Source organism: Chenggangzhangella methanolivorans, assembly GCF_042648545.1.
GTDB lineage: Bacteria > Pseudomonadota > Alphaproteobacteria > Rhizobiales > Methylopilaceae > Methylopila > Methylopila methanolivorans.
The window spans coordinates 24,417-44,073 of record NZ_JBHRXS010000015.1 but is presented as its reverse complement, the minus strand read 5'-3'; the positions used below and the strand labels follow the sequence as shown (position 1 = coordinate 44,073).

The following is a 19,657-nucleotide window of genomic DNA, read 5'->3' as shown; positions in this document are numbered from 1 at the left end:
TGCTTAAGGATGTGTTTCTAGCGTCGGGCTCCCGCGGAGTCCGCGAACCGACACGTCTGTGATGAACCGCCGCCCCAATCCGTTCGAAGACATCGAGGCCGCCGTCGAGGCGCGGATCCGGGAAAACCCGCGCGGCTTTTCGCTCGACGAGGACATGGTGGAGGCGATGCGCCTCGCCGGCGTCGACGCGCGCGAGATCGACGAGATCGTCGGACGTCCCGACGTGCGCCTTGCGGTCGCGGGCGAACGCGCTCTCACTCTTGACGCCAGCGAGCGCGCCGCGCGCCTCGCGCGCATCGTCGGCCTCGCCCAGAAGGTGTTCGTCTCGTCCGAAAAGGCCTTCCTCTGGTTGCGTGCGCCGCATGGACAACTCGCTGGAGTGAGTCCGATCAGTTATGTTGGAAGCGAATCGGGGGCCCGTTTCGTCGAGAGCACGCTGATCCGGATCGACCATGGGATCGCAGCCTGACACAGGCCTGTTGACCGTCTGGCGCATCTCCAACCACCAGGACCTCAGCGGTCGCGGCGGGCTTATCGCCTCGGGCCGCTGGCACAGCCGTCCGCGCGCGGTGATGTGGTGCTCCGACGCGCCCGCGACCGCCTATGCCGAGATCCTGAGGCATGTCGGCTCGCCCGAGCTGCTGCCCGACGCCGTCTGCCTGCTGAAGATCGTCGCGCCGCGCTGGGCGCGGGTCGATGCGCTCGACGCCTCGCACCTGCCGGAGGACTGGCGGGATGATTTCGGCCCGGGCTTCACCGCCTGCCAGCGGGCGGGGGACGCGTGGCTGGCGTCCGCCTCGGCGCCGCTGCTGAAGGCGCCCTCGGTCGCGCGGCCGGGCGCTTACAATTTCCTGCTGAACCCCACCCACCGCGACGCCGATCATTTCGAGATCGTCGACGCCTTCGGCCCGCCGCTGCCCGACTGGGCGGCGGACGAGACGTCAGCCGAAGCCGGGGTCTTTCAGCGGCGCGGCGGGAACGGGGTCTTGGCCGCGGGCTCGGACGAATAGGCGAGCGGGGCGGGGGCCGGCCGGGCCGTCGCGGGCGCGGGGCCGGCGGAGGCGAGCACGGGAGCGGCGACCGGCGAGATCACGCGCGCTTTCGCGCCGGCCGGCTGCTGCGCCGGGGCGACGGAAGCGACCGCGCGGATCGGGGGCGTGGGAACCGCTGGGCGCGCAGGGGCCGCGACGGCGATCGATCCCGTGGTCTGGGGGTCGGCGTTGCGGGCCGGGGCGACGGGAGCCGCGGCCGCAAGCTGAGGCGCGGCGGGCGCCGCGACGCGCGGATCGGCCGGCCGGACCGGCGGAAGCGGCGCGACCGGCTGGGCCGACGCGGTCTGGATCTGCGGGGCGGCGGCGACGGGCCCGCGCGGCGTCGGCATGGGAGTGACCGTGGGCGTCGCGGCCGCGAGCACAGCCGGCGGCGTCGCGCCGCGCGGCTGCGGCACCGGGGCCTGCTGAGCCACGGCCGGGGCGGGGCTCGCGGGAACCATCGTCGCGACGCGCGCGCCGGGCGGCGTCGCCGTCGGGGCTGCGGAGGCGAGGGCGACGGGCGCGGCCGGCGGCGCCGAGAGCGCCCCGTTCCGGCCCATGCCGATCTGGGCCAGCATGCCCTTGCGCTTGGCGTCGTAATAATAGCCGCTGGCGTAGTAGCGGACCGCGCGGTCGTGGTCGCCAGCCGCCACCTTGTAGGCGCCGGCGAGGTAGCGCACGCCGTAGGTGAGGTTGACGTCGGCGTCGAGCAGGCCGGCGGCCGAGCCGCGATAGCCCATGGCCTTCGCGGTCGCGGGCTTGATCTGCATCATGCCGTAATGGCCGCGGTTCATCGCGCGCGGATTGTATTTGCTCTCGCGCACGATGACGCGGCGGATCAGCGTCTCGGGGACGCCGGTCGCCGCCGAGTGCTTGGCGATGACGGCGTCGTATTCGGCCGGGCCCTCGACCGCGCGCGCGTCTCCGCCGCCCGCGACCGCCATGCATCCGGCCGCCGCGAGGGCGAACCCGATCGTCGTTGCCTTCAAGTCCGCGTCCCCACGCCGCCGCGCAAGCGAGCTTGATCGCTTGCAAATAAGGCCAGAACGTGACTCGCCCGATTTGGGACGCATTTCCTTGGAGAGCGAGTCGCGGCCCAAGACTGCGTCGCCACAATCGGCTTTCAGTCCTTCATGCGCGATCGTGAAGAAAACCCGCGTCCGGCTCCGGCTCGTTGCGGCGCAGCTCCCGAATCGTTTCGCGCAGCCAGCGGTTGGCCGGATCGTCGTCGAAGGACGTGTGCCAGATCATCGAGATCGCGAAGTCCGGCAGCTCCACCGGCGCGGGGCTGACGGCCAGACCCATCGAGCCCGCGAAGAACCGCGCGACGCGCGAATGCATGGTGGCGATCACCGGCGCCTCGCGCACCACGAAGGGCACGGCGGTGAAGCGCGGCGAGGTGAGGGCGATCTGGCGCGTGAGGCCGAGCTTGGCGAGCGCCACGTCGACGACGCCATGGGCGCTCTCGACGAGGCTCGTCAGCACGTGGGGCAGGCGGACATAGTCCTCGAGCGAGATCGGCGGCTCGACGCCGACCAGCGCCGCGTTGAAGACGCAGAGGTAGTTGTCCTTGTGCAGCAGGCGCCGCTTGTGATGCGTCGCGCCCTCCTCGAACAGGCCGATGCCGAGGTCGACGCGGCCGGCGTCGAGGTCTTGCAGGATCCGGATGCGGTCGACGCTGCGGATCAGCAGCCGCACGCCGGGAGCGACCGCGCGCAGATGAGCGAGGAGCCGCGGCACCAGCAGCACCTCGGTCGAGTCCGGCAGGCCGACCGTGAATTCGCGCTCGGCTGTCGCCGGGTCGAAGGCCTGCGGCGGCGCCATGATGGCCTCGATGCGGGCGAGCGCGGCGCGCACCGGCTCGATCAGCGACGCGCCCTTGGGCGTCGGCCGCATTCCGGTCGGGGTGCGCACGAACAGCTCGTCGTCGAACGCGATGCGCAGCCGTCCGAGCGCATGGCTCATCGCCGACTGCCCGAGCCCGACCTTCACCGCGGCTCGGGTCACGGTGCCCTCGCTCGCCAGCGCGTCGAAGGCGACCAGGAGATTGAGGTCGAGCCGGTTTAGATTAACGTGGTCGATAGCCACTATGCATCCAATCGGTTTGATTCATGACGAAGGGATAAGCACATTCACCCTCAAGACGCGACGGGGTCTTCCCGCCGCAATCACTTGGGGTACTTACGATGTCCAACCGTATCGTCGCCATCTCAGCCGCCGCCGCGTTCGCGGCCTACGCCGCCGCCGCGGCCGTCGTTCTGAGCCCGGTCTCGGCCTTCGCCGGCGAGGTCGCCCTCGCTTCGACGGTCGACCGCCCGCTGGTCGCCATCGCGGCCACCAAGGCCGACGCCGCCGCGACCCAGAGCCCCGGCACCGTCGGCGCCATGCACTACGCGACCGCCGGCCAGCCGGTGAGCTTCAACGCCGCCGACCTCCAGGCCGGCCGCGCCACCGCCGCGACCGTCCGCTGGCTCGCCGCTCCCGAGCGCGCCGGCTCGTAATCTGAGCTGAACTGCGCCTCGCCGTCCGTCTCCTCCCTCCGGACCGTCGAGGCGACTTGGCCCTCCCCGAGCGATCGGGGAGGGCTTTTTTCGTTCCGACCCGGCCGCGGCCCTGGCGGAGCGCTCGACCTCCAGGGAAAAACGCGATCTGATCGGCCATCGATGGCGCCGACCGGGGGGATGGCGATGAAGGCTTTGTGGGCGACCGCTCTCGCAATTGCGCTCGCCGTCGCGCCCGGCGCGGCCAAAGCGGGCGACGCGTTCACCTGCGGCAAGGGGCCGGGCTTCGAGGTTTTGACCCCGCGGACCGAGATGGGGTGGCCCGACAGGATCGAGGTCAAGATCTCGGGCCAGCCGAAGCAGGTCCTGATCATCGACAAGGAGACGCCCGAGCGCGCCTACTGGGAGAACGAGGCCTGGGGCGTCTATTCGTTCAAGCTGTTCGTGTCGCTGACCGACAAGAAGCGGAAGAAGGACTTCGATTGCCGCTGACGGCCGGCCGTCGCGCCGCCCCCTTGTCCCGGACGTGATCCGGGACCCAGAACCGATGCGGGTTCCGGGAAAGGCGGCGAGGGTTCGGAGTTCAGTTGACTGGCGGCGTCGGTTCTGGGTCCCGGATCACGTCCGGGGCAAGGGCGCTTGGGCTCCAGTAGATCCGTTCGACCCCGACCCCCGACCTTCGCGCTCAGCCCGCCTTCTTGATCCGGACGATCTTGAAGAACCCGACCGGGAACGTCGGCTGCACGTCGATCACGCTCATGTCGCCGGCCTTGTCCGCCCAGCGGCGCAGGCGCGAGACCTTGAAGTCCGACGACCAGCCCATCTTGGCGACGAGCGGGGCGACCGCGCCCTCGACCTTGGCCACGAACCCCTGGTCGGCGCCCATTTTCGACGTCACGACGATCTCGCCCCCGGGCTTCAGCACGCGGCGCATCTCGTCGAGCGCAGCCTCCGGGTCCGGCACCAGCGTGATGACGAAGGGCACCGCCACCGCGTCGAACACGGCGTCCGGCAGGCCGAGCCGGCAGGCGTCCATGGCGACGATCGCGCGCACGTGGGAGAGCTTCTCCTCGCGCACCTTCTCGAGCGCCTTCGCCAGCATGTGGACCGAGAGGTCGACGCCGACGACGCGAACGGTCGAGGGATAGTGCCGCAGCACGAGGCCGGTGCCGACGCCGACCTCGAGAATGTCGGGCCCGCAGGCGGCCGCCGCGGTCGCGGTCTTGCGATGGGCGTCGGCCAGCAGCTTGACGTAGACGCGGTCGTAGATCGGCGCCCATTTCTCATAGGCGCGCTTCTGGCCTTCCAGATCGTACTGAACGCTCAACGCCCGCCCTCGCTTACGCCGCCGCGCGCTGAACGCCGGCCGCCGCCCGAATGATGCCGCCGCCGAGCACGCGCTCGCCGGCCTCGTCGTAAAGCGCGCAGGCCTGACCCGGCGCGACGCCGGTCTCGCCGTCGATGAGCTCGACCTCGGCCTCGTGGGCCCCGAGCGGACGCAGCCGCGCGGGCGCGGGCGCGCGGGTCGAGCGAACCTTGGCGAGCAGCGGCGCGCCCTCGGGGCCGATCGCCTCCAGCGCCTCGTCGCCCAGCCAGTTGAGGTCGCGCAGCAGAACCTTGCGCACGCCGAGCGCCTTGCGGGGGCCGACCACCAGCGTCCTGGCGGCGGCGTCGATCCTGACGACGTAGAGCGGTTCGCCGGCCGCGATCCCGAGCCCTTTTCGCTGTCCTACGGTGTAGCGCACGACGCCTTCGTGACGGCCGATCTCGGCGCCCGAAAGGTCGACGATCGGGCCGGGCTCGGCCGCGCCGGGCTTCAGCCGCTCGATCACGTCGGCGTAGCCGCCGGTCGGCACGAAGCAGATGTCCTGGCTGTCGGGCTTGTCGGCGACGAGAAGGCCGAGCGCGCGCGCGACGTCGCGCACCGCCGACTTCTCCAGACGCCCGAGCGGGAAGCGCAGCATCGCGAGCTGCTCGGGCGTCGTGCCGTAGAGGAAATAGCTCTGGTCGCGGCTGTCGTCGGCGGCGCGGAACAGGCCGCGGCGGCCGTCCGGCAGCGCGCGGGAGGCGACGTAGTGGCCGGTCGCGAGCGCCGCGGCGCCGAGATCCCTGGCCATGTCGAGCAGGTCGAGGAACTTGACCGTCTGGTTACAGGCGACGCAGGGGATCGGCGTCTCGCCCTTCGCGTAAGCCTCCGCGAAGGGCTCGATCACCGCCTCGCGGAACCGCCGCTCGTAGTCGAGCACGTAATGCGGGATGCCGAGCCGGCCCGCGACCACGCGCGCGTCATGGATGTCGCGGCCGGCGCAGCAGGCGCCCTTGCGCGCGATCGCCGCGCCATGGTCGTAGAGCTGAAGCGTCACGCCCACGACGTCATAGCCCGCGCGCGCGAGCAGGCCGGCCACGACGGAGGAGTCGACGCCGCCCGACATGGCGACGACGACCCGCGTCGAGGCGCGGTCGCCGGGCAGCTCGAGGTCGACGTCGGGAACGAGGTCGAGCGCGCCGGTCAGAGGCTGTGCCGTCATGAGCTGAGCAGTCATGGGCTCAGCTTGTAGCCGCGCCCGCGCCGCCTTGGAAGCGTGCGCCGGCTCTTTCGGCCCGTGTCCTTGATCAGATCATGTCTGCGGTCAGGGAATGAAGATCACGAAGGCGACGCTGTCCGACGGCTCGTTATTGCCGCCGGCGGTGAACTGGAAGGTTCTGACGGCGATCTCTCCGTCGTCGCAGCCCGACACGTCATAGTAGGCCGACAGGTTCTTGCCCGACGAGTTGCCGTATTCGACCGTGACCGAGGGGGTGATCAGCTCCCTGAACGGCATCAGCTTCGCGCCCAGCTTGAGGCAGTAAAGTCCCGTGCCGGCTTTCCGCAGCGACTTGAAGCCTTGCCTAAACGAAAACCTCTCGCCGATCACGAGGCCGAACGCTCGCGCCTGGGGGCCAGACTGCGCGGCCGCAGGCCCCACGCCGGTAGCGCTCCAGCAACCGATCGCGAAGACGAAAGCTGCCGCCGCGCAAATTGAACGCATGATCATGATTGCTTCCCCTTGATAAAAAGGAAGTCAATCCGAATTGTCGCTTTCAGTAAAGCGTAATCATCGATCAGATGAATCATGATCGTCTGACGATCGACTACGGCGTCCTTAGCTCGTCGTCGTCGCCTTGACGGCCTTCAGCGCGCCGAGCGGAATGCGCAGGTCGCCGATCAGCAGAATGGCCTGGCCGGTCGACAGGTCGACGCCGTCCACCACGCCGGTCACCTCGGAGGTGACGGTGACGGCGTTGCCGTCGGTGTCCTTGGCGTCGATCGACAGGGTGTAGAGGCCTTCCGGCGCCTTGGTGCCGTCGGTCTTCTTGCCGTCCCACTCGAAGTTCTGGTCGCCTTCCTTCAGCGAGATGTCGCCGGTGTAGACGATCGCGCCGGAGGAGTTGCGAACCGTCACCGTGCCGGTGACAGCGTCCTTCGGCGAGTTGACGCTCCAGACCGCCTTGTTGTCCTCGAGCTTCGCGGTGTCGCCGTCGGCCGTGATGGTGCGGCCGACGAGGCTGAGCGCGGAGCTCGCCGTCGCGGTCTGGCTCGAGACCAGCAGCGCCGCCAGCGTGTCGTTTGTCTTGAGCTGCTGCTCGACGCCCGCGAACTGCACCAGCTGCTGGGTGAACTGGTTGGTGTCGAGCGGATCGAGCGGGTTCTGGTTCCGGAGCTGCGTCGTCAGCAGCGACAGGAAGGTGGTGAAGTTGTTGGCGAGGCCCGACGTCGAGCTGGAGCCCGACGTGTAGCCGGTCGTCGTGGTGTTGGTGGTGATGCCGTCGATCGCCATCGCGATGTCCTCACACTGTCCTGTCGACGCCGGCCGCTGACAGCGGCGAGCGGGCGTAGGCCGCGAGCGCAGGCGCGGCCTCCTCGATGTCTTCGGCGACCGCGCCGTCGGAGCGGCGCTCGTCCGCGTCGTCGCGCACGAAGGTCTGGCGGCCGTCCTTGAGCTGGAAGGCGAGCCCGCCCTGGCCGAGCTGGAAACCGGCCTGCTCGAGCTGGCGCGTGAGCTCGCGCGCGTCCTGCTTGAGCATGTCGAGCGTCTCGGCCTTCTCGACGATGAGGCGGGTCGCGACGCGGCCGTCATGTCCGATGTCGAGCCGCACGTCGATGCGGCCGAGCTCGCCCGGATCGAGCCGGACCTCGAAGCGGGTGCGCCGGGAGCCGGCGTGGCTCGCGATCTCGGTCGCGACCTGGGCCGCGGCGGCGGAGGCGAGCGCCGAGGTCGGCTGGGCCTGGGCCGAAGACGTGGCCGACGAGGTCGCCGTCGTCTGCGCCTGAGCCGCGGGCGCGGACGCGCGTTCGGCCCCCGGCGCGCTTTCGGCGCGCGAGGCGGGCGCGGTCGCCGCAGCGTCGTCCGCGACCATCTCGTCGGCGGCGCCCTGTTCCTTTGAACCCGGGGCCGCCGCCTTGCCGGCGTCGGGCTTGGTGATCGTCGCCTTCGAGGCGTCCGACTTGGCTTCGGACTTGGCGCCGGCCGTCGCCGCGCCCGTCGTCGCCGTTGCGGCCGTCGCATTGTCCGCGGGCTTGGCGTCGCCGTCCGCGATCGCCGGCGCGGGCGCGGCGAGAGGGGCGGGGGCGTCGAGCTTCTGGCCGCCGGCGGCGGCCTGCTGGATCGTGGCCGCGTCGGCCTTCGAGACCGACGAAACCGATCCGCCGGCGCCCTGGTCGGCGGCCTTGGCCCTCGCCGCCGCGCGGCGCGCCGAGAGGATTTCAGAGGAGGCCGTGGCGGACGCCGCCGCATCCGCCGCGCCGGGCTGGCTCGTCGCGGGCGCGTCGGCGGCGAGCCCGGTCTTGGCCGAAATCGACATGACGCCTTCCGCCAATGCGGGCGCCGCCGGCTGGGAGGCCGGTTGCTGGGCGGGCGTCGATCCAGCGTCTTCGACGGCCGGGGCCTGGCCGGCGAGCCCCGCGGCGATCGCCGCGAGCCCGGCCTGATCCTTCAATCCTGAGGCCGTCGTCGGGACGGACGCGAAGGCGAGCGCCTGCGCGGGGCCGGAAGGCGCCGCGGATCCGGAGGCCGGCGTCGCGCCCGTCGCTGCGATCGGCGCCGAGCCGGCCGGGGCGGCGTCGGCCTGCGTCGCGGCGATCGCCGGCGCCGCGGGGGAGGGGGCGAGCAGGGCGGCGACCGGCTGCGCCAAGGCGGCGGAGGCCTCCGCCGCGGCCTTGCGCTTGCGTTCGGCCGTGAGACCCGCGGCCTGCTGATCGGCCGCGCCCGAGGTTTCCGAAACGAACTGCGCGAAATTTCCGTCCGACCCGACGGCTGCGGCCGGCTGCGCGACGGGCGCGGCGACAGGCGAGGTCGGGAAGACGAGGGCGGCTGCGACGGTCATCTGGTCCATGCGAATGAACGGTTTCACATGCAGATCAGCAAGCGCCGTGCCAGCGCTCCGTCCGAAAAAGGCCAATGATATCAACGTTATGCGCGCTGGCCCGTGGGGGCGTTTTTGCCGGGCGCGGGAAAATTTTGCCGATCGACCAAGGTTAGACAAATCGTTAAGGAAAAGAATTCGTTAGTATTTGAATTACTGGTCTTTAACCTTTGAAAAAGCCTCGAAATCCCCGCGTTCGCTTAGTCAAATGTTAAATGACGGAGCCTAATGTCTGCACGAACGGGTCAGTCGCGTGTGAGAGTATCTATGAGCGAAATGCCTCGCGGACGAACCAAATACGTGATCGGCCCCGACGGCAGTCCGCTGACGATTGCGGATTTGCCGCCCTGCGACACGAAGCGCTGGGTCATACGGCGCAAGGCTGAGGTCGTGGCCGCCGTGCGCGGCGGGCTTCTCAGCCTGGAAGAGGCGTGCCAGCGCTACACGCTGACCGTCGAGGAGTTCCTGTCTTGGCAGGCTTCGATCGACCGCCACGGACTTGCCGGACTTCGGACGACGCGCATCCAGCAGTATCGCGCCTAAAGTCATCGCAAGTCGTATTAACGATGTTTCGCGCCGGCCCTCGTGGCCGGCGCGGTCGTTTTAGGGCCCCGTCGACGGGCCGGTTAACGACCCGTTTACCATGCGCCGGGCAATTCTTGCCGGGTGGCGCCGATGGTTCGGTCCGGCGCCGCTTCGGGGGTTTGCCGGTGAACGCTCTGGGTCAGTTCCTCAAGTCCTTCGGCGCCGGCCGCGTCGCGGCGATGGGCGTCGTCACGCTCGCGCTCATCGGCTTCTTCGCGTTCGTCATCATCCGCTTCACCGCGCCCACGATGGTGCCGCTCTTCACCGACCTGTCGCCGCAGGACGCGGCCGCGGTCGTGAAGGAGCTCGAGAGCCAAAACGTTCCCTACGAGCTGAAGGGCGACGGCGCCGGCATCCTCGTGCCCAAGGACGACGTCGCCAAGCTTCGCATGCGTCTGGCCGAGCAGCGCCTGCCGGCCGGCGGCGGCGTCGGCTGGGAGATCTTCGACAAGGGCGACGGCTTCTCGGCCACGAGCTTCGTGCAGAACGTCAACCACCTGCGCGCGCTCGAAGGCGAGATCGCCCGCTCCATCAAGGCGCTCGACCGCGTGGCTTCGGCGCGCGTGCATCTCGTCATTCCCGAGCGCCCGCTCTTCACCCGCGACGCGCCCCAGCCCTCCGCCTCGATCGTGATCCGCGCCCGCGGCGACCTCGGCCAGGGCGAGGTGCGCGCCATCCGGCATCTCGTCGCCTCCGCGGTGCAGGGCCTCAAGCCCGAGAAGGTCTCGCTCGTCGACGAGGGCGGACGCCTGCTCGCCGACGGCGCGGAGGGCGAGGACGCGGCTGACGCGACCGCCGACGAGCGCGGCGCCGCGCTCGAGAAGCGCCTGCGCGACCGCGTCGAGGCGATCGTCGGCCGCGTGGTCGGGGCCGATCGCGCCCGGGTCGAAGTGCGCGCCGAGATCGACCGCACCAAGTCGACCCAGACCTCCGACACCTTCGATCCCGAGAGCAAGGTCGCGCGCTCGACCCAGACCCGCGAGGAGAGCCAGCAGTCGACCCAGCCGGCCGACCAGCAGGTCACCGCCGCCAACCAGATCCCGAACGCGGCCGCCCAGAACGCCGCCGCCCAGGCCGGCAAGGAAGCCTCCAACAAGAACGAGGAGGTGGTGAACTACGAAATCTCGCGCACCACCCGCACCGAGACCCAGGACGGCGGCCGCGTGAAGCGCCTCTCGGTGGCGGTGCTGGTCGACGGCGTCTACATCCGCGCCCCGAACGGCGACGTGTCCTACGCGCCCCGCGCCGAGGAGGAGCTCGACCGAATCGGCGCGCTGGTGCGCGCGGGCGTCGGCTTCGACCAGGGGCGCGGCGACACGGTCGAGATCGTCAACCTGCGCTTCGCCGACATTCCGGGCCAGAGCGCAGGCGACGCCGGCGCCGAGAGCTGGTTCGACTTCACCCGCGCCGACATCATGCGCGCCGTCGAGCTCGGCGTCCTCGCTCTGCTGACGCTCCTCGTCCTGCTCGTGGTGGTTCGCCCGCTCGTCAGGAAGACGCTCGGCGAAGGCGCCTCGGCGTCTCTCCCGGTGGCGCAGGCCGCCGGCGTCCCGGGCGCGGCGGTCGCCGCCGCTGGCGGGGCGGCGCAGCCGGGCGCTCCGGGCCAGATCGACGCCGGCCAGGGCGGCGCGGCGCAGCTCGGCTTCGTCGGCGACGACGGCGTGAGCCGGCGTCTGGCCGCCGCCGAGGCCGCGGGCCGCAGCAAGGCCGAGTCGATCGAGAAGATCGGCGAGATGGTGCGCGGCGATCCCGCCTCGAGCGCCAATCTCATCCGCCGCATGATGCAGGAGCCCGCGTAACCGATGGCGCCGCTTCCCGCCACGACGCCGAGCAACCGGACGCTGACCGGCATGGAGCGCGCCGCCGCCATCATGCTGGCGCTCGGCGAGACCCATGGCGCGCCGCTGTGGGCCCAGCTCGACGAGCTCGAAGTGCGCGAGCTTTCGGCCGCGATGTCGACGCTCGGCCCGGTCGATCCGGGCGTGGTCGAGGACCTGCTGGTCAACTTCGTCGGCTCGATGTCGAGCACGAGCGGGCTTGTCGGCAACGTCGACTCGACCGAGCGTCTGCTCACGCAGCTTCTGCCCAAGGAGCGCGTCAACCAGATCATGGAGGAGATCCGGGGGCCGGCCGGCCGCACCATGTGGGAGAAGCTCTCCAACGTGCAGGAGCAGGTGCTCGCGAGCTATCTCAAGAACGAATATCCGCAGACCGTCGCGGTGGTGCTGTCGCGCCTGCGCGCCGAGCAGGCCGCGCGCGTGCTCGCGATCTTCCCCGACGACTTCGCGCTCGACGTCGTGCGCCGCATGCTCGCGATGGAGTCGGTGCAGAAGGACATCCTCGAGCGGATCGAGCAGACCCTGCGTTCGGAGTTCATGTCGGGTCTGTCCCAGTCGTCGAAGCAGGATCCGCATGAGCAGATGGCGGAGATCTTCAACTCCTTCGACCGTCAGACCGAGGCGCGCTTCCTGTCGAAGCTCGAAGAGGCGGCCAAGGAGAGCGCCGACCGCATCAAGCAGCTGATGTTCACCTTCGACGACCTCGGCAAGCTCGACTCGGCCGGCGTCCAGACGCTGCTGCGCGACGCCCCGCGCGACAAGCTCGCGGTCGCGCTCAAAGGCGCGAGCCAGACCATGCGCGACTTCTTCATGGGCAACATGTCGAGCCGCGCCTCCAAGATGCTGCTCGACGACATCGAGGCCATGGGCCCGGTGCGCCTGCGCGACGTCGACGAGGCGCAGTCGATCCTCGTCAATCTCGCCAAGGACCTCGCGGCCTCCGGCCAGATCTCGATCGTCAAGAGCAAGGGGGAGGACGAACTTGTCTACTGACGCTTCGTTCGCGCCCGCGCGCCGTCGGAGGGCCGCATGAGCCAGCCGCAACGCTTCCTGTTCGACACCGACTTCGGCGCGCCGAAGGTCATCAAGGCGCAAGTCGCCACCGTCGCGCTCTCCGACCATGAGGCCGCGCTCGCCGAGGCCGAGGCCTCGGGCTATCGCCGCGGCGAGGCCGACGGCCGGCGCGCCGCGCGCGAGGCCGACGCCGCCCGCCTCAACGCCGCGATCGAGACGCTCGGCGCGCAGCTCGCCGTCGCGCTCGCCGACGCCGACGCGCGCGCCCTGACCGTCGAACGCGAGGCCGCGGTGCTGGCGCTCGCCTTCGCCCGCAAGCTCGCGGGCGCGGCGGTCGCGCAGTTCCCGCTCGCCGAGATCGAGGCGGCGGCGGCGGCCTGCTTCGCTGAGATCCGCCAGGCCCCGCATCTCGTCGCCCGCGTCGCGCCCGACTTCGTCGAGGGCGTGCGCGCCTCTTTGACGGAAGCCGCCCAGCAGCGCGGCTTCGCGGGCCGCCTGATCGTGCTTGGCGATCCCGAGGTCGCCGAGGGCGACGCACGGCTCGAATGGGCGGACGGCGGCGTGATCCGCGACGCCGCGGCGGTCGCCCGCGCCATCGACCGGGCGGTCGAGCAGAGATTTGGGGCGCCGGACGAGTCTGGGCCCGAGGGATTGGACGGGCCTGAAGGAGACGACCGATGAGCGCCGACAAAAGCGTCCCGCTGCCGGATCTTGGCTCGGGCGGCGACGACCTCGACCTCGTCGACGGCCGCCGCCCCGGCGATCCCTCGACCGAGCCGCGCGCGGCCTCCGACCTCGAGGCGGTGTTCGACGTGCCTGTCGCGGTCTCGGCGGTGCTCGGCCGCGCGCGGCTCGAGGTGCAGCAGCTGATGCGGCTGCGGCCCGGCGCGATCATCGAGCTCGACCGCAAGATCGGCGAGGCGATCGACATCTACGTCAACGACCGGCTGGTCGCGCGCGGCGAGGTCGTCCTCGTCGAGGAGCGGCTCGGCGTCACCATGACCGAAATCATCAAGCCCGACAGGGCCTAACCGAGAGGGGGAGCGAGAAAATGCGCCTCACCATCGTCGGCCATCTGAAGGGCCAGCTCACCGTCGCCACCCGCATCGCCATGGACCGCGGCGCCGCCGTCGTCCATGCCGAGACCGTCGAGCAGGCCCTGCGGACGCTCCGCGCCGGCCGCGGCGCCGACCTCATCATGATCGACGTCGCGCTCCCCGTGCGCGATCTCGTGGGCGCGCTCGAGGCCGAGCGCTTCCACATTCCGGTGGTCGCCTGCGGCGTCGACAACGACGCCCGCGCCGCAGTCGAGGCGATCCGCGCCGGCGCGAAAGAATACATCCCGCTTCCGCCCGACCCGGAGCTCATCGCCGCGGTGCTCGCCGCTGTCGCCGACGACGGCCGCGACATGGTGTTCCGCGATCCCTCGATGGTGTCGCTGGTGCAGCTGTCGACCCAGATCGCCGGCTCCTCGGCGTCCGTGCTCATCACCGGCGAAAGCGGCTCGGGCAAGGAGATGCTGGCCCGCCACGTCCATACGAAGAGCCCGCGCGCCAACGCGCCGTTCGTGTCGGTGAACTGCGCCGCGATCCCCGAGCAGTTGCTCGAAAGCGAGCTCTTCGGCCATGAGAAGGGCGCGTTCACGGGCGCGACGGCGCGGCGCATCGGCAAGTTCGAGGAAGCGAGCGGCGGCACGCTGCTGCTCGACGAAATCTCCGAGATGGACGTGCGCCTTCAGGCCAAGCTGCTGCGCGCGCTGCAGGAGCGGGTGATCGACCGCGTCGGCGGCGGAAAGCCGGTTTCGGTCGACATCCGCGTGATCGCGACCTCGAACCGCAACCTCGCGGACGAGGTGAGGAAGGGCACGTTCCGCGAGGACCTGCTCTATCGCCTCAACGTCGTGAACCTGAAGATCCCGCCGCTGCGCGAGCGGCCCGCCGACGTGCTCGCGCTCGCCGCCCACTTCGCCAACAAATACGCCCGCATCAACGGCTTCCCGGTGCGCCCGCTCTCGGCGGAGGCCCGCGGCGAGCTCGCCCGCTCGCGTTTTCCCGGCAACGTCCGCGAGCTCGAGAACACGATCCACCGCGCCGTGCTGCTCGCGGCCGGCCCCGAGATCGGCGTCGAGGCGATCCGCACGCCCGACGGCGCGCCGCTCGAACCTCAGGCCGCCCGCAGCCCCGCGGCCCGCGCGGCCGCGACCGCAGAAGAGGTGACGCGCTCCTTCGTCGGCCGCACGCTCGCCGACGTCGAGCGCGACCTGATCTTCGACACGCTCGGCCACACCCGCGGCAACCGCACGCATGCGGCCAACATCCTCGGCATCTCGATCCGGACGCTGAGGAACAAGCTCAACCAGTACGACGACGAGGGCTTCGCCGTGCCGCCGCCGCAGGCGGGCGTGGCGGCGGCCTGAAGGGGAGAGTTCGATGACCGACGCCTCGGGGGCGGCGATCGACTACGCCAAGGCGATCGCCGAGGCGAGCGCCTATCTGGCGACCCGCTCCGGTGGGGGACATGAGGCGGCGCGCAGCCGCTGGGGCCTCTGGGCGTCGCTGCGCCCGAGCGAGGATCTGCGCTACCCCGTGCCGGAGCTCGACCCGACGCGGCGGTGAGGGCAGGCTGCCGTCCGCCTTCCTGCCGGGCCATGGGGCGCGGCGGCATGTGAGCCGGACTGAGCTATGACCGAGATGCCGCGCCGCGATCCCCGCGCGCTCGTCGACCTCGCTATCGAGCCGGTGGACGCGCGCGACTATGCAAGGCTGCTCGCGGCTTTGGCCGAAGCGCCAGGCATCGTGGTGAACTACGCCGAGACCGGCTATGCAGCGCTGATCTCTGGTCCGGATGAACTGACGCTGGACCGCTTGGTCCGCGACCTGAGAGAGACGTCCGGAATCCCTGTGCATTTCGGCGCTCCAGCCGTCGCCTATCGCGAGACTATTCTCCGTCCCGCGTCAGTCGACGTCACGAAAAGGGGGCAGGGCGCGTTCGCCCGCGTCGTCCTATCTCTAGAGCCGACACGAGGTGACCGCTGCTTCGTCAGCGAGGCGTCCGAGGGCGCGCTGCCGCCGGACCATGTCGCCGCGGTCGAAAGCGCTGTCGCAGAAGTTTTCGCCGCGGGAGTCGTGGCCGGTTTTCCGGTGGCTGGCGTTCTCGCCACCCTGCGCGACGGCGCTTGGCACGCGACGGACTCGTCTGCGAATGCGTTTCGCCTTGCGGCGCTCCATGGGCTACGCGAAGCGCTCACGAAGGCGGGCGCCGTTCTTCTCGAACCCTGCATGAGCGTTCGTGTGGTCGCCCCGTCGCCGGCGGTCGGCGCGGTCATGGCGGATCTGCGCTCGCGAAGAGGCAAGGAGATCCGAGGCGAACGACAGGCCGACGAGGCTATTGTGACGGCGGTCGTCCCGCTGCCCAACCTGTTCGGCTACGCCAACACGCTTCGGAGCATCACGAAGGGGCACGGCGCCGTCGAGATGACGTTCGCCCGTGACGAGGTCGTCAGCGACGATTCCGACGACCCGTTCGCGCCCGCGGCCGCGATGCGCGCCTGAGCCCTCAGATCTGATCTAACCCGTCTCGCCCACCACGCGGTCGCGGCCGAGGCGCTTGGCTTCGTAGAGGCGCTTGTCGGCCTTGGCGACCAGGTCGCGGAGGTCGCCGCCGCCGAAGTTCGACGTCGCGACGCCGACGCTCATCGTCACCTGACGGCCGCAGGCCTTGGCGACGTCCTCGGCGACAGCGAGGCGCAGCCGTTCGGCGACGTCGACGGCCTCCTGGCGTCCGACGCCGCGCAGCAGAAGCGCGAACTCCTCGCCGCCGTAGCGGAACACGAGGTCGCCGTCGCGCAAATGCGCCTCGAGCGCCCGGCCGAGCGCGCGCAGCACCGCGTCGCCGGCGTCGTGGCCGCCCTCGTCGTTGATCTCCTTGAAACGGTCGACGTCCGCCATCGCGACCGCGACCGGGCGCGCGTCGATCGCCGGCCGCTCCAGCCAGTCCCGGCGCAGCTGCTCGAACGCGGCGCGGTTCTTTACGCCGGTGAGCTCGTCGGTGTGGGCGCGCTCGAGCAGATCCTCGTAGCGGCTGCGATAGGTGAGCGCCTGGAACACGTCCCGGATCGGGCGCGGCCGTCGGGGCTCGGCGGCCGGCTCCAGCACGACGAGGTAGAAGCCCATCAGCAGGCTGTAGAGCGCCGCGGCCCCGACCTTGGCCACCCAGCCCCCGGTCAGCGCCTCGAAGGGCGTGCCCGTGACCCAGTGCAGCACGGGGAAGAAGGCGAGCTGGTCGAAGCTGAGCACGATCGCCGACCCGATGAAGGCGCTCGCCACGACGTTGCGCGCGAACACGCGCGACAGCCGTTCGTAGATGAGGATCAAGAGGATGCAGTCGACGAACAGGAGCAGCGTGCCCCAGACCATCAATGTGCCGATCTGGTCGAGGAACTTGAGGTCCGGCGCATAGCCCGGCATCTGCACGACGTCGGAATGAAACCGCAGGATCAGCGCGAGCACGACGAGCAGCATGTTGCCGATCAGCAGGCCGTAGATCGGCTGCCGCACCGTCTCCGCGTCCTCGCGGATGTAGAGCAGCAGGAACATCATCAGCTTGCCGGAGAACAGCACCGTGGAGCCCGGCGACAGCAGGCCGAACGGCAGCTCGATGAAGAACACCGCCGCCAGATAGGTCTCGAGGAAGTGCATCACCCCGAGCGCGCAGACGAACAGGCCGACGCCGTAAGTCTTGCGGGCGCGCAACAGCGCGGACATCACGCCGAAATAGACCAGCGCCTGAACGGAAAGCAACGCGACGCCGGCCATTTGCAGATTATCTCGACGAGAACCGCGGCGCCTGGCGGGCGCCGCGCCGGGGCTAACAGGCCCTGACGGCCGAGATTATCACGCCGCGTCGCGAGATTAAACGCCGCGTCGGCGCAAGCGGATGAAAGCGTAAAGGAAAAGCGCGCCGAGGCCTGTGAAGAACGCGATGTTGAAATAGGGCGTCACGCCGTCGGCGGGATCCCAGCGGCGGACGTTGGTGGCGTTCGGGAACCACGAGAACAGGTGGACGCGCCAGCCGTATTTCGTGACGAGCGCGACGCCGCGCTCCTGCGCGATCGAGGAGGCGATCGCCTGCTCGTCGGCGGAGTTGAACTTGAGGTAGGGCGGAAAGCCCCAGCCGGTGTCCTCGTTGCGGTAGACCCGCGGGCTTTTGTCGTCGACGTCTTCGGCGAAGATGTAGAACACGTCGCGGCTCGCCCCGACGTTCTCGCCGCCGCCCACCGGCTTGCCGCTGGCGTCGACCCTGCGGACCTCGGTGTTGACGATCCGGACCACGTCGTGGCGCGGCAGCACGTAGTGCAGGAAGGCGCCGACCGGCGCGAGGACGAGCAGGGCGACGATAAGCAGGACGCGCAACGAGGTTCTCCGGACGAGCGGGGAGGGCTTGAGGCTGATATTGGATCTCGCCGCCCGCGCGCCAAACGCTCCGCGACCGAAAACCGCCGGCGCGAGGACAGGACTTAGTCCGCCAGCGCGGCTTTTCGCAGACGTTTCGCCTTTTTGGCGTCGGCGAGAAGGGCCAGCCGGTCGACGGCGGTCATGATCAGGTCTTCGAGCTCGTCGAGCTCGGGCTTTGAGGCTTTGGCGGGCTCGAACATCGAGCGCGCGTAGGTCCTAGGCGGATAGAGCTCCGCCCAGCTTCGGCCGAACCGGGCCCGCGCGAAGCGTTCGTTGGTCGGGGCGTATTGCGAGCGGATGCGCTCGTAGGCCGTCTGATCAAGCGCCACATAGGGCGTCCTGTCGTAGCCTAGGCGCTGGCAGCGCTGCTTGAAGTCGGCGTAGACGGGACCGAACCCGTTAAGGCTCATGAGCTTGGGTCCCGCCCGCCGCATGATCTCTTGCGCGGCGTAGACGGACTTCGCCCCGGCGTTGGGATTGCGCAGCTGCACGTCCTCGAGCGTGGCGTCGTCCGAAATCCCGCAGCGTCGGATGAAGTCGCGTTCAAGCCCGGCCTTCGCCGCCTGCTCGAAGGAGACGACCTGGAGCTCGCAGCGCGGCTCGTCGACGAACCGCCTGAGGTAGCGCTCGGGATCCGCGCCGCCGCTCTCCGCCGCTTCGGCGCAGAACGCCTCGAAGGAGATGAGGCGCGACATCCGCTTCTGGCTCTGCACGTATTTGGAGTTCAGCCAGGCCGGCTGGTCGCGCACATAGGCGATCACCACCACGCGATAGCCGCGCTTCTCGAAGAAGGTCAGGATGCGCGGGAACATCTCGCGCACCGTGAACGAGTTGCAGAACATCTCGCTCGACAGCAGCACGTCCATGCCCGCCTTGCAGGCGATGTCGTCGATCTCGCTCCAGAGCATCGCGCCCGGCTTCAGGTCGCCGTTGCGGCGGATCTCCGGGCGCGTCCCGAGGTCCTGATGATTGCGGGCCGGCCTGCCATGCTCGCCGATGAGCAGCGGGAAGTAGAGCCCCAGCTCGACGAGGCGCTCGTAGTTCGTTCGGCAGAAATGCTGGATCGAGGTTGAGCCCGTCTTATGCGGGCCGATATGGAGATAAGCCGTCGGTCGGCGGCCGGGACCCATCGAGACGCGCTCCGTCGGCGGCCTGCCCCCCACGGACCGTCTCGCCACCCAAAGTGGTATTCGACAGGGGCGTCGGGAGCCAAATGAAGAACGGCTTGCGAGGCCATGCTCTCCGCTTTGTGATCTGCGCGGCGATCGGGACGGCCGCGGGCGTGGCCGCGCGGCTTGCGACCGGAACCCCGAACGCGCTCGCGTTGGGATGGGACGCCGCCGCGATCTCCTATACGGCGCATGTCTGGGCGACCCTGCTTCCGGCCTCGGCCGACGAGATGGTGGCGTGGTCGGGCCAGGAGGACGAAGGCCGCTGGGCGATCACGCTCCTGCTCACCGCGGCGGCGGCCGCGAGCGGTGTGGCGGTGTTCGACATGGCCTCGCAGGGCGCCGCGGCGCTTGCGGCGCTCACGATCCTCTGCTCCTGGACGCTCGTCCACACGGTGTTCGCCGCCCATTACGCGCACCGCTGCTTCTCGGGCGGGCCGAAGTCGCCCGGCCTCGACTTCCCGGGAGAACGGCCGCGCTTCTCCGACTTCGCCTACTACTCGTTCACGATCGGCATGACGTTCCAGACCTCGGACGTCGACACGCGGTCCGGCGAGATGCGCAGGCTGACGCTGGTTCACAGCGTGGTGTCGTTCATCTTCAACACGGTGATTATCGCGATCAGCGTCGGACTCGCGGGCGGCCTGATCGGCGGGAACTGAT

The 19,657-nt window shown here is 70.0% G+C and carries 23 protein-coding genes; 13 read left to right on the top strand and 10 right to left on the bottom strand.

Annotated elements, in window-relative coordinates; genetic code table 11:
• The first annotated feature begins 61 nt into the window (after window positions 1-61).
• Window positions 62-469, top strand: a complete 408-nt coding sequence (locus tag ACFOWB_RS21020) for an antitoxin Xre/MbcA/ParS toxin-binding domain-containing protein (RefSeq protein WP_261402309.1) — start codon at window positions 62-64, stop codon at window positions 467-469.
• Window positions 453-1,010 carry an RES family NAD+ phosphorylase gene (locus tag ACFOWB_RS21015; RefSeq protein WP_378149147.1) on the top strand — a complete coding sequence of 186 codons (558 nt, stop codon included), beginning with the start codon at window positions 453-455 and terminating at the stop codon, window positions 1,008-1,010. Before ACFOWB_RS21020 ends, ACFOWB_RS21015 begins: the two co-directional genes overlap by 17 nt.
• Here the strand turns inward: ACFOWB_RS21015 and ACFOWB_RS21010 are convergent.
• Window positions 962-2,020, bottom strand: coding sequence for a transglycosylase SLT domain-containing protein (locus ACFOWB_RS21010; RefSeq protein ID WP_378149145.1), 1,059 nt, complete (start codon window positions 2,018-2,020; stop codon window positions 962-964). The genes ACFOWB_RS21015 and ACFOWB_RS21010 overlap by 49 nt on opposite strands.
• Window positions 2,021-2,162: 142 nt before the next feature.
• Window positions 2,163-3,119 (bottom strand): LysR family transcriptional regulator, encoded by a 957-nt coding sequence (locus tag ACFOWB_RS21005; RefSeq protein ID WP_261402311.1) that lies wholly within the window; start codon window positions 3,117-3,119, stop codon window positions 2,163-2,165.
• A 98-nt stretch (window positions 3,120-3,217) separates the two neighbouring features.
• On the opposite strand from ACFOWB_RS21005, the gene ACFOWB_RS21000 reads away from it, so the two are divergent.
• Together ACFOWB_RS21000 and ACFOWB_RS20995 are read left to right on the top strand one after the other, a co-directional pair.
• A complete protein-coding gene (locus ACFOWB_RS21000; RefSeq protein WP_261402312.1) occupies window positions 3,218-3,532 on the top strand; it encodes a hypothetical protein in 315 nt (104 codons plus the stop codon).
• Between the two features lie 186 nt (window positions 3,533-3,718).
• Window positions 3,719-4,024, top strand: a complete 306-nt coding sequence (locus ACFOWB_RS20995; RefSeq protein ID WP_261402313.1) for a hypothetical protein — start codon at window positions 3,719-3,721, stop codon at window positions 4,022-4,024.
• Between the two features lie 193 nt (window positions 4,025-4,217).
• On the opposite strand, the gene ACFOWB_RS20990 is transcribed toward ACFOWB_RS20995, so the two are convergent.
• From ACFOWB_RS20990 to ACFOWB_RS20970, 5 genes are all read right to left on the bottom strand, one after another.
• Window positions 4,218-4,859: a class I SAM-dependent methyltransferase gene (locus ACFOWB_RS20990; RefSeq protein WP_261402314.1), complete on the bottom strand. Its 642-nt coding sequence runs from the start codon at window positions 4,857-4,859 to the stop codon at window positions 4,218-4,220.
• 13 nt (window positions 4,860-4,872) lie between these two features.
• Window positions 4,873-6,060 (bottom strand): tRNA 2-thiouridine(34) synthase MnmA, encoded by a 1,188-nt coding sequence (gene mnmA / locus ACFOWB_RS20985; RefSeq protein ID WP_378149142.1) that lies wholly within the window; start codon window positions 6,058-6,060, stop codon window positions 4,873-4,875.
• A gap of 102 nt (window positions 6,061-6,162) precedes the next feature.
• Window positions 6,163-6,567: a hypothetical protein gene (locus ACFOWB_RS20980; protein ID WP_378149140.1), complete on the bottom strand. Its 405-nt coding sequence runs from the start codon at window positions 6,565-6,567 to the stop codon at window positions 6,163-6,165.
• Between the two features lie 108 nt (window positions 6,568-6,675).
• Entirely contained in the window at window positions 6,676-7,350 is a 675-nt protein-coding gene (locus ACFOWB_RS20975; protein ID WP_261402316.1) for a flagellar hook assembly protein FlgD, read from the bottom strand.
• A gap of 10 nt (window positions 7,351-7,360) precedes the next feature.
• A complete protein-coding gene (locus ACFOWB_RS20970) occupies window positions 7,361-8,896 on the bottom strand; it encodes a flagellar hook-length control protein FliK (protein WP_378149137.1) in 1,536 nt (511 codons plus the stop codon).
• Window positions 8,897-9,202: 306 nt separating this feature from the next.
• Between ACFOWB_RS20970 and sciP the strand changes: the two genes are divergently transcribed.
• The 8 genes from sciP to ACFOWB_RS20930 all read left to right on the top strand — a co-directional run bounded on the left by sciP (window position 9,203) and on the right by ACFOWB_RS20930 (window position 15,923).
• Window positions 9,203-9,478 (top strand): CtrA inhibitor SciP, encoded by a 276-nt coding sequence (sciP, locus tag ACFOWB_RS20965; RefSeq protein WP_261402319.1) that lies wholly within the window; start codon window positions 9,203-9,205, stop codon window positions 9,476-9,478.
• Window positions 9,479-9,699: 221 nt separating this feature from the next.
• Entirely contained in the window at window positions 9,700-11,319 is a 1,620-nt protein-coding gene (gene fliF / locus ACFOWB_RS20960) for a flagellar basal-body MS-ring/collar protein FliF (RefSeq protein ID WP_378149358.1), read from the top strand.
• Between the two features lie 3 nt (window positions 11,320-11,322).
• The gene (fliG, locus tag ACFOWB_RS20955; RefSeq protein WP_378149135.1) at window positions 11,323-12,351 is read left to right on the top strand and encodes a flagellar motor switch protein FliG; all 1,029 of its coding nucleotides are present in this window, start codon (window positions 11,323-11,325) and stop codon (window positions 12,349-12,351) included.
• Window positions 12,352-12,387: 36 nt separating this feature from the next.
• Window positions 12,388-13,053, top strand: a complete 666-nt coding sequence (locus ACFOWB_RS20950; RefSeq protein WP_378149133.1) for a hypothetical protein — start codon at window positions 12,388-12,390, stop codon at window positions 13,051-13,053.
• On the top strand, window positions 13,050-13,403 hold the full coding sequence (gene fliN, locus ACFOWB_RS20945; RefSeq protein ID WP_261402322.1) for a flagellar motor switch protein FliN: 354 nt from the start codon (window positions 13,050-13,052) through the stop codon (window positions 13,401-13,403). Before ACFOWB_RS20950 ends, fliN begins: the two co-directional genes overlap by 4 nt.
• Window positions 13,404-13,423: 20 nt before the next feature.
• Window positions 13,424-14,788, top strand: a complete 1,365-nt coding sequence (gene flbD / locus ACFOWB_RS20940; protein WP_261402323.1) for a sigma-54-dependent transcriptional regulator FlbD — start codon at window positions 13,424-13,426, stop codon at window positions 14,786-14,788.
• Window positions 14,789-14,801: 13 nt separating this feature from the next.
• Window positions 14,802-14,987, top strand: a complete 186-nt coding sequence (locus tag ACFOWB_RS20935) for a hypothetical protein (RefSeq protein WP_261402324.1) — start codon at window positions 14,802-14,804, stop codon at window positions 14,985-14,987.
• A gap of 66 nt (window positions 14,988-15,053) precedes the next feature.
• The gene (locus tag ACFOWB_RS20930; RefSeq protein WP_261402325.1) at window positions 15,054-15,923 is read left to right on the top strand and encodes a hypothetical protein; all 870 of its coding nucleotides are present in this window, start codon (window positions 15,054-15,056) and stop codon (window positions 15,921-15,923) included.
• Between the two features lie 15 nt (window positions 15,924-15,938).
• On the opposite strand, the gene ACFOWB_RS20925 is transcribed toward ACFOWB_RS20930, so the two are convergent.
• The 3 genes from ACFOWB_RS20925 to ACFOWB_RS20915 all read right to left on the bottom strand — a co-directional run bounded on the left by ACFOWB_RS20925 (window position 15,939) and on the right by ACFOWB_RS20915 (window position 18,955).
• Window positions 15,939-17,186: a GGDEF domain-containing protein gene (locus ACFOWB_RS20925; protein ID WP_261402326.1), complete on the bottom strand. Its 1,248-nt coding sequence runs from the start codon at window positions 17,184-17,186 to the stop codon at window positions 15,939-15,941.
• Window positions 17,187-17,282: 96 nt separating this feature from the next.
• A complete protein-coding gene (locus ACFOWB_RS20920) occupies window positions 17,283-17,783 on the bottom strand; it encodes a DUF1523 family protein (RefSeq protein ID WP_261402327.1) in 501 nt (166 codons plus the stop codon).
• Window positions 17,784-17,887: 104 nt separating this feature from the next.
• The gene (locus ACFOWB_RS20915; protein WP_261402328.1) at window positions 17,888-18,955 is read right to left on the bottom strand and encodes a hypothetical protein; all 1,068 of its coding nucleotides are present in this window, start codon (window positions 18,953-18,955) and stop codon (window positions 17,888-17,890) included.
• Between the two features lie 83 nt (window positions 18,956-19,038).
• On the opposite strand from ACFOWB_RS20915, the gene ACFOWB_RS20910 reads away from it, so the two are divergent.
• Entirely contained in the window at window positions 19,039-19,656 is a 618-nt protein-coding gene (locus ACFOWB_RS20910; RefSeq protein WP_261402329.1) for a DUF1345 domain-containing protein, read from the top strand.
• Window position 19,657: the final 1 nt, after the last annotated feature.

Excerpts from the sequence above, each read along its gene's own strand:
- ACFOWB_RS20950 (WP_378149133.1), top strand. The coding sequence starts at position 12,388 with ATGAGCCAGCCGCAACGCTTCCTGTTCGACACCGACTTCGGCGCGCCG.
- ACFOWB_RS20975 (WP_261402316.1), bottom strand. The coding sequence starts at position 7,350 with ATGGCGATCGACGGCATCACCACCAACACCACGACGACCGGCTACACG.
- ACFOWB_RS20930 (WP_261402325.1), top strand. The coding sequence starts at position 15,054 with ATGACCGAGATGCCGCGCCGCGATCCCCGCGCGCTCGTCGACCTCGCT.
- flbD (WP_261402323.1), top strand. The coding sequence starts at position 13,424 with ATGCGCCTCACCATCGTCGGCCATCTGAAGGGCCAGCTCACCGTCGCC.
- ACFOWB_RS21015 (WP_378149147.1), top strand. The coding sequence starts at position 453 with ATGGGATCGCAGCCTGACACAGGCCTGTTGACCGTCTGGCGCATCTCC.
- ACFOWB_RS20910 (WP_261402329.1), top strand. The coding sequence starts at position 19,039 with ATGAAGAACGGCTTGCGAGGCCATGCTCTCCGCTTTGTGATCTGCGCG.
- mnmA (WP_378149142.1), bottom strand. The coding sequence starts at position 6,060 with ATGACGGCACAGCCTCTGACCGGCGCGCTCGACCTCGTTCCCGACGTC.
- ACFOWB_RS21000 (WP_261402312.1), top strand. The coding sequence starts at position 3,218 with ATGTCCAACCGTATCGTCGCCATCTCAGCCGCCGCCGCGTTCGCGGCC.
- ACFOWB_RS20935 (WP_261402324.1), top strand. The coding sequence starts at position 14,802 with ATGACCGACGCCTCGGGGGCGGCGATCGACTACGCCAAGGCGATCGCC.
- fliF (WP_378149358.1), top strand. The coding sequence starts at position 9,700 with ATGGGCGTCGTCACGCTCGCGCTCATCGGCTTCTTCGCGTTCGTCATC.
- fliG (WP_378149135.1), top strand. The coding sequence starts at position 11,323 with ATGGCGCCGCTTCCCGCCACGACGCCGAGCAACCGGACGCTGACCGGC.
- ACFOWB_RS20995 (WP_261402313.1), top strand. The coding sequence starts at position 3,719 with ATGAAGGCTTTGTGGGCGACCGCTCTCGCAATTGCGCTCGCCGTCGCG.
- ACFOWB_RS20925 (WP_261402326.1), bottom strand. The coding sequence starts at position 17,186 with ATGGCCGGCGTCGCGTTGCTTTCCGTTCAGGCGCTGGTCTATTTCGGC.
- sciP (WP_261402319.1), top strand. The coding sequence starts at position 9,203 with ATGAGCGAAATGCCTCGCGGACGAACCAAATACGTGATCGGCCCCGAC.
- ACFOWB_RS20980 (WP_378149140.1), bottom strand. The coding sequence starts at position 6,567 with ATGATCATGCGTTCAATTTGCGCGGCGGCAGCTTTCGTCTTCGCGATC.
- fliN (WP_261402322.1), top strand. The coding sequence starts at position 13,050 with ATGAGCGCCGACAAAAGCGTCCCGCTGCCGGATCTTGGCTCGGGCGGC.
- ACFOWB_RS21020 (WP_261402309.1), top strand. The coding sequence starts at position 62 with ATGAACCGCCGCCCCAATCCGTTCGAAGACATCGAGGCCGCCGTCGAG.
- ACFOWB_RS20970 (WP_378149137.1), bottom strand. The coding sequence starts at position 8,896 with ATGACCGTCGCAGCCGCCCTCGTCTTCCCGACCTCGCCTGTCGCCGCG.
- ACFOWB_RS20915 (WP_261402328.1), bottom strand. The coding sequence starts at position 18,955 with ATGGGTCCCGGCCGCCGACCGACGGCTTATCTCCATATCGGCCCGCAT.